Annotated in this window: 7 protein-coding genes; 1 reads left to right on the top strand and 6 read right to left on the bottom strand. The window is 54.3% G+C overall.

Annotated features, from left to right (window positions below; all coding sequences use genetic code 11):
• Positions 1–154: 154 nt before the first annotated feature.
• The 6 genes from QZ279_RS02470 to QZ279_RS02445 form a co-directional block, all read right to left on the bottom strand.
• Positions 155–1462, bottom strand: coding sequence for a TRAP transporter large permease (locus tag QZ279_RS02470; protein ID WP_293447476.1), 1308 nt, complete (start codon positions 1460–1462; stop codon positions 155–157).
• Positions 1462–1962, bottom strand: coding sequence for a TRAP transporter small permease (locus QZ279_RS02465; protein WP_293447474.1), 501 nt, complete (start codon positions 1960–1962; stop codon positions 1462–1464). Before QZ279_RS02465 ends, QZ279_RS02470 begins: the two co-directional genes overlap by 1 nt.
• Before the next feature lie 60 nt (positions 1963–2022).
• Positions 2023–3036: a TRAP transporter substrate-binding protein DctP gene (gene dctP / locus QZ279_RS02460; protein WP_293447471.1), complete on the bottom strand. Its 1014-nt coding sequence runs from the start codon at positions 3034–3036 to the stop codon at positions 2023–2025.
• 81 nt (positions 3037–3117) lie between these two features.
• The gene (gene leuD, locus QZ279_RS02455) at positions 3118–3717 is read right to left on the bottom strand and encodes a 3-isopropylmalate dehydratase small subunit (RefSeq protein ID WP_293447468.1); all 600 of its coding nucleotides are present in this window, start codon (positions 3715–3717) and stop codon (positions 3118–3120) included.
• A complete protein-coding gene (leuC, locus tag QZ279_RS02450; RefSeq protein ID WP_293447465.1) occupies positions 3717–5123 on the bottom strand; it encodes a 3-isopropylmalate dehydratase large subunit in 1407 nt (468 codons plus the stop codon). The genes leuD and leuC overlap by 1 nt, the downstream gene beginning before the upstream one ends.
• Positions 5120–5914: a GntR family transcriptional regulator gene (locus QZ279_RS02445; RefSeq protein WP_293447478.1), complete on the bottom strand. Its 795-nt coding sequence runs from the start codon at positions 5912–5914 to the stop codon at positions 5120–5122. The genes leuC and QZ279_RS02445 overlap by 4 nt, the downstream gene beginning before the upstream one ends.
• A 155-nt stretch (positions 5915–6069) precedes the next feature.
• Here QZ279_RS02445 and QZ279_RS02440 point away from each other — a divergent pair, with 155 nt between their 5' ends.
• Complete coding sequence (locus QZ279_RS02440; RefSeq protein ID WP_293447463.1) at positions 6070–6636, top strand: tautomerase family protein; 567 nt, start codon at positions 6070–6072, stop codon at positions 6634–6636.
• Positions 6637–6738: the final 102 nt, after the last annotated feature.

Genomic DNA, 6738 nt, shown 5'->3' with positions numbered 1-6738 from the left:
CATGCCTTGCCCCATCAGAACTTCAACCTGCCGTAACTTCACGACAATCTCTTCAGGCTTGGGTCTCTTAATAGCCATCGTTGGTCCTCCGCTTTCCTAACTATAGGGGCGGACCACTTCAAAGGGGGAGGCTCAGATCGGTGAGTTTTGCGCCCTAAAACGAGGGCAGCCAGAGCGCCAATTGCGGGAAAGCGACGAGAAGAGCGACGAGCAACAGCGAACACCCGATGAACGGGAATGCGGAGGTGTAGATCACGCGCATTGTTGTTCCTTTTGGCGCAACCCCTTTCATCACGAATAGAAGCAATCCAAAGGGTGGCGTGGTAAAGCTTATCTCCAGCGCGAGCAGCATAATCAATCCGAACCAGATTGGATCAAAGTTGAGTGTGACCGCCAGCGGGAAGAAGATCGGCACGGTGAGAAGCATCATCGAAATTTGCTCCATGAACATGCCAAGCAATAGCAGAACTGCGAACATCACCAAGAGCATGGCGAGGGGGGCAAGATCGAATGAAATCGCCCAGTTGACCAAGCCGCGTGAAGCACCCGAGAAGGCAAGAAGCTGGCTAAACGTGGCTGAGCCAAAGACGATGAGATAAGCCATGAGTGTCACACGCAGTGCACCGACCACTGATTGCTTCATCGCCTTCCATGTGAGACAGCGAAACACGGCCGCGAGGATCAGGACGCCAAGCGCGCCAAAGGCGGCGGCCTCAGAAGGGGTGACGAAGCCGCGGATCATCAGGACGACAATCACCACCATGACACCGACCATTGGAACGACTTCGCTAATCAGCAATTTGAATTTCCGCGCGAATGTCATCGGGTCTACGTCATAGGCGGGGGCAGCTGACGGGTCGATTTTGGTCTGGAGATAGATCGTTGCGATGTAGAAAAAGGCGAGGATCAGGCCGGGAATTACGCCCGCAATCAAAAGCGCCGCAACGTCGATCTGTGCAAGTGTTGCGAGCAGCACGGCAAGGGCAGACGGCGGAATGATGATCGCAAGGCCGCCTGTGCCCAAAATAGGACCGATGCTCATATGCGGTTTATATCCGCGCTTTGCCATTTCGGGCACCATGAGCGAGCCAAGTAAAGCCGTTGATCCCATGGAAGATCCCGAGAGCGTTGAAAATGCTGTACCACCCAGAACGGTCACATAGCTTAAACGACCCGGCAATCGACCGAGTAACTTGTCGATGGCGTTAAACATGCGCCCGCCGAGGCCGGTGTGAAAGAACACTTCGCCCATCAGCAAGAACAGCGGTATCGGCACAAGTGCATATTTGGTGAGCGATCCAAGCCCGTTGTTAAGCAATTGTATGACGCCGCGCTCGCCTCCCATGAAGATCCATGCTCCAATGATATTTGCCGCAAGGAATGCCAATGCGACTGGCATGCCAATGGCCATCAAAACAACGATCATGCCCAGCAGCAGGGCGAGTGCTTCAAACCATTCCATTATTCGTGAATTCCCGCTTCGCCGGAGTGCATAAGCTCTGATCCAAAGACAAAGCGTGAAAATTCTATGGCCATCATGCAAAAGCTGATCGGGAAAGTGATGGTCAGCATCCAGCGCGGATAATAATACGCGCGCGTATCAAAATCGCCGCGCTCGATATTCTTCAAGCACAGCTCGATGCCTTTCCACGTCAAGATCAGGCACACAGCCACACAAGCAATTGCGACGCCGCGGCTGACAATGCGGCGAAGCCAATCGGGGAGGGCAGCAGTGACCAATTCAATGTGAACATGCCCCTTTTCACGCACCAGCCACGGCGCACCAAGCATCGTCATGTAAAGCAGACCGTATTCACCCGATGTGAAAAGCCATGCAAAAGGTTGCAGTCCTGTGTTGCGCATCAGGACCGAGGTGATGACCGAAATCATCAACCAAACAAGAGTAAGACCGGCGATGGTTGCCAAAGCATATAGCACTGTCGAATAGGCTTTCGAAATCATCGCATTGTCCTTTAAACGGATGTGTGGGCGCGAAGAAGCCGCGCCCACAGGTATTATTGCTTATTTAGCTGCGTCTGCATCATAGAAAAGTTCAAGCAAACGATCGTAATTGTCCGTGCCGCCTGGCTGTTCAGCCATGACGCTTTTCATACGCTCCCATGTGGTTTCAACAGCAGCTGCAAGGTATTTCGCTTTTGCTTCGCCTTCGAGTGTTACGACTTTCATGCCTGCTGATTCTAGCGCTGCAAAGTCCTCATCGCGCTTAAGGCGCAGGGCCGCAACGCTGTCTGCTTCGTGCTGGATCGCGACGTCCTGCAGGATCGTGCGGGATTCCTCTGACAGGGACTCCCACTTTTCTTGATTCACAATGACGCCAAGGTCCGTGGAGAAGAAGCAAGGCTCGATCCGGTAGTTCAGGAATTCGTTCCACTTGAGATCAATCAAGCCGATCTGTGTCCAGCCGGTTGCATCGACAACGCCGCGCTGAAGCGCAGAGTAAACTTCGCCTGTTGGAAGGTCGATCACTTGCGCGTTCAGATAGCCCGAGAAGAACGCGTTATACACGTTATTGCCGCGTAATTTTATACCGTCGACGTCAAAATTGCCGTCTGCATCAAATTTCGGTTCATCACGCGTCCAAAGATTGTAGCACACTCCACTGTCGAACCAGCCAAGGTATTTAAGGCCCATCTTTTCTTGGTGGATTTCATCTATCAACGCGATGCCGCCGCTTGCGCGCGCTTCAACTGCAGTCATGTTCGAAGTGACCATCGCATCCTTTTCAGGAAGTGCGCCGCCGTAGAAAGAGCCGGGTGTATAAACCATATCGACGACACCATCGCGCACCGCATCAGGCTGTTGGAACATGCCAATCGCTTCCGGGCCGCCGCGTACGTCGATTTGGATCACGCCTTCGCCAGCAGCGTTCACTTTGTCCACAAAGGACAAAAAGCTTTTCGTGTAGATCAGCGTTTCTGGAAATGCGTGTACCGCTGAAATCGTATCTTCGGCCTGCGCCATGCTGGCTACGAGAGTGGATCCTGCAAGGACGCTCCCTAAAATAGTCATTTTCATGTGTCTTCCTCCACTTGTTTACATGCGGCCAATCTTTTTGATGAGCCGTTTTTTACGGCACCTCCCCGATGCCGCGTTTCTTCAATCCACATGTGCGGGCCATGCCCAAGGTGCAGATTGGTGTCGTTGGGTTTTGTACGCAGCAATTTGCGCGGTGTGCTGTTTGGTCAGGTCGATATCATCCCAGCCGTTGATCAGTTTGACGCGCCAACTGTCCTCAAGCGCGAAACTGACTTGGGTTGTACCAATGGTGATTGTCCCTTGCTCGAGATTGATCTGTGCGTCGCCTGTTGCGCCGCTTAAAGCATTCCAATCCGCATCGCTCACACGTGCGGGAAGCAATCCGTTGTTCACAGCGTTGCTAGAGAAAATATCGCCAAAACTCAGGGCGATCACAGCGTGAAAGCCCGCATCAACCAACGCATAAACCGCCGCTTCGCGTGAAGAGCCGCTACCAAAGTTAGCCCCAGCCAGCAGGATGCTTGGCTTGGCGTTCCCATTCAGCGAAAAGTCTGGATCAAGCGTGCCATCAGGCGCGCGGCGCAAATCGTGTAACAGATAATTGCCATATCCCTCCGAGCGCGGCACAGACATAAAACGTGCCGGGATCAATTGATCCGTGTCGATATTAGCAAGCGGCAGTGTGATGACTGTGCCTTTATGTGTGCTCCAGCCGGCCATCAGAGTGCCCTGCCTTGTAGCAATGGGCGCACATCTGAAATTGTCCCATTCACCGCTGCTGCCGCGACCATCGCTGGCGACATCAAATGCGTGCGCGCCCCGCGTCCTTGGCGTCCACGGAAATTGCGGTTGGTGGAGGAGGCGCAGCGCTTGCCGCTTTCAACCAAATCGCCGTTCATCCCAACGCACATAGAGCAGCCAGAGGCGACCCAAGTCAGGCCAGCATCTGTGAAAATACGATCCAACCCTTCTTGCTCTGCTTGCGCTTTCACCAAGGCCGAACCGGGCGAAACGAGTCCGCTGATTTTGGCACTGCGCCCAGACAGAACCGCAGCCGCCGCGCGTAGGTCTTCTATACGACCGTTGGTGCAAGAGCCGATGAAGACTTGATCAACAGGCGTGCCGATAAGTGGCTGACCTGCGGTGAGCCCCATGTAGTCGAGCGCGGCTTTTGCAGCCTTGCCTTTGCTTGCATCCAGGTGATTAGGATCAGGAATTATCGCGGTCACGGGAAGCGCTTGTTCAGGACTTGTACCCCAAGTCACCGTCGGCGCAATGTCCGCGGCATCAAAACGCACGTCACGATCAAACTCCGCATCATGATCAGTGTTGAGCGTGGCCCAATCTGCCAATGATGCTTCCCAATGTGCCCCCTTCGGCGCATAGGGACGTCCCTTCACATATTCAAACGTCGTCTCATCCGGCGCGATCATGCCAAAGCGCGCGCCGCCCTCAATGGACAGGTTGCACAGCGTCATGCGCCCTTCCATGCTGAGCGCTTCAATCGCTGAACCAGCGTACTCAATCGCATGCCCCTGCGCGCCGCCTGTGCCAAGCTGCGCTATCCAGTTCAGTGCGATATCCTTGGCGCTAACGCCAGCAGCCAGCGTGCCATTCACGGTGATGCGCATCGCTTTGGGCTTGCGCTGCCAAATGGTTTGGGTTGCCAGAACATGCGCTACTTCGGTCGCGCCGATGCCAAAGGCCAGCGTGCCGAAGGCACCATGGGTTGACGTATGGCTATCGCCACAATTGATCAATAATCCCGGCAAGGTCAGACCTTGCTCGGGGCCAACCACATGGACGATGCCTTGGGTGGGATCATCCAGATCAAAAATCTTTAATCCATGCACTGCCACATTGCCCCGCAGAGTTTCTATCATACGGGAGATTTGTGGGTCTTTAATTTTGGCGCGCCCGTGCGTCGGAGCGTAGTGATCCACCACAGCAAAAGTCAGATCAGGTGCGGCCATGTCGCCTTCGCGCGCAGCGAGCTTGGCGAATGCGTGATGCGATCCTTCGTGTACCAAGTGGCGGTCGACCCATAAAAGCGATGTTCCGTCTTCGCGGATCAGCACCTCATGGGCGTTCCATAGTTTGTCTAAAAGGGTTTGCGCTTTGCTCATGTCGTGCCGCGCTCGGCTTGACCGATGGAGGGTTCCCAGTGGCGCCCTTTGCCCTCGCCAATGCGGTTCAGGGGCATTTCAAGACTAAACATATCAGGGCGGTAGAGCGCAGAAAGATACTCGACCCCGTTGCCATCCACATCGCGCATCACGCGTTTGAGCGACAACAGCGCGGAGCCGACAGCGACTTCTAAAGCTTCTGCCACATCTGGCCCTGCAAGCGTGGCAGACACAGATTGATGCGCCTCGACAATCTGCACGCCGCTGCGTTCCAAGAGTTTAAACAGCGGAGTGGTGGCCAGATCATCCTCTGAATAATTCTGCGCGATACTGGCGGGAACATAGGTTGTCAGATGCGAAAAGGGAATGTCATCGGCGCTGCGCACACGGGTTGCGATTTGGGCTTTTTCAGGGGTATCCCAATTCATCGCCTGCGCCACGAAATCGGGGGCAGGGCTGTAGGAAAACGACAAAAGCCGCGCGGTGGTGCTATGTCCCATTTCGACAAGTTGCGGCATTAGCGTGTTGAAGTTCATTGCCGCACGTTTGCCCGCTAGCGCAGCTGAGCGCACGATTGTACCACTGCCCGCGCGTTTCTCGATCAGGCTGGCATCACTTAAGGCGTCCAACGCGCGGCGCACGGTAACACGTGATACCCCATAGCTCTCTGCAAGGCGTTGCTCTCCGGGCAGGCTTTTGCCATCGCTCAATCGTCCATCAGAAATTTGATCGCGCAAAGATAGGTAAACCCGCCGCGCTTTCGCGCCCTCTGGTAGATGTGCGTTTGGCATATTGCCCACGGCCCGATTCCCTCCCAAGAATTCGTGTGATGGTACGAGTGTCGATCAAAAAATCAAGTAGTTGCTTTTCCTTTTCATGAAATTAAACTTACCAAAAATACAATATGTGTATTACAAATAATACAAGTTGCGTTTGGGAGGACGGTATGCCGATTGTCGAACTTCATGTCTTAGAGGGATATGATTCAACGGAAAAACAGCGATTGGGCGAGGCGCTAACAGACGCCGTTCGATTCGTTGTACCCGCTGCGCCCGAGCTGGTTACAGTGATGATCCATGACATGCCGCGTGAGAATTACTATCGCGGGCGGACCATCCGAACACCCGCACCTACGCGACCTGATCCATCCAATCTGGTGCAGAGTTTCCTAAGCGCGATGGAAGCGCGCGAGATTGACGTGGCGCAAGCCATGCTGGGCGTTGGGTTCGTTATGAACTTCCCCGCAGCGCCACCGATGCACAACCTACAAGAGCTGATCGACTGGGCCAAACCGCGTTATCGCTTTGTGAAAAAGACCTATGAAGGATACGACGCGATGCAAGGCGCTGGCGATCAGGCGATTGTCTATTGCCGTGGCACGCTGTCAGGTGAATGGCCGGATGGCGCGGCCTTCGCGGGTATCCGGTTTATTGACCGATTTGAAATTACAGATGGCAAGATCACCCGCCAAGACGTGTGGAACGACATTGCAGATATAAAGGCGCAGACATGAATACTTCGGGTATGAGCGACATTGATCCAATCACCCTTTCCGTTCTGTCAGGACGCATGGAGCAAATCGCTGATGAAATGGACGCGACCTTGTTTCGCGCGG

The sequence above is a fragment of the Planktotalea sp. genome (genome assembly GCF_018607965.1).
In the GTDB taxonomy this organism is placed as follows: Bacteria; Pseudomonadota; Alphaproteobacteria; order Rhodobacterales; family Rhodobacteraceae; genus Planktotalea.
Note: the sequence above shows the minus strand (reverse complement) of the source record. Positions and strands in the feature narration are given on the sequence as shown.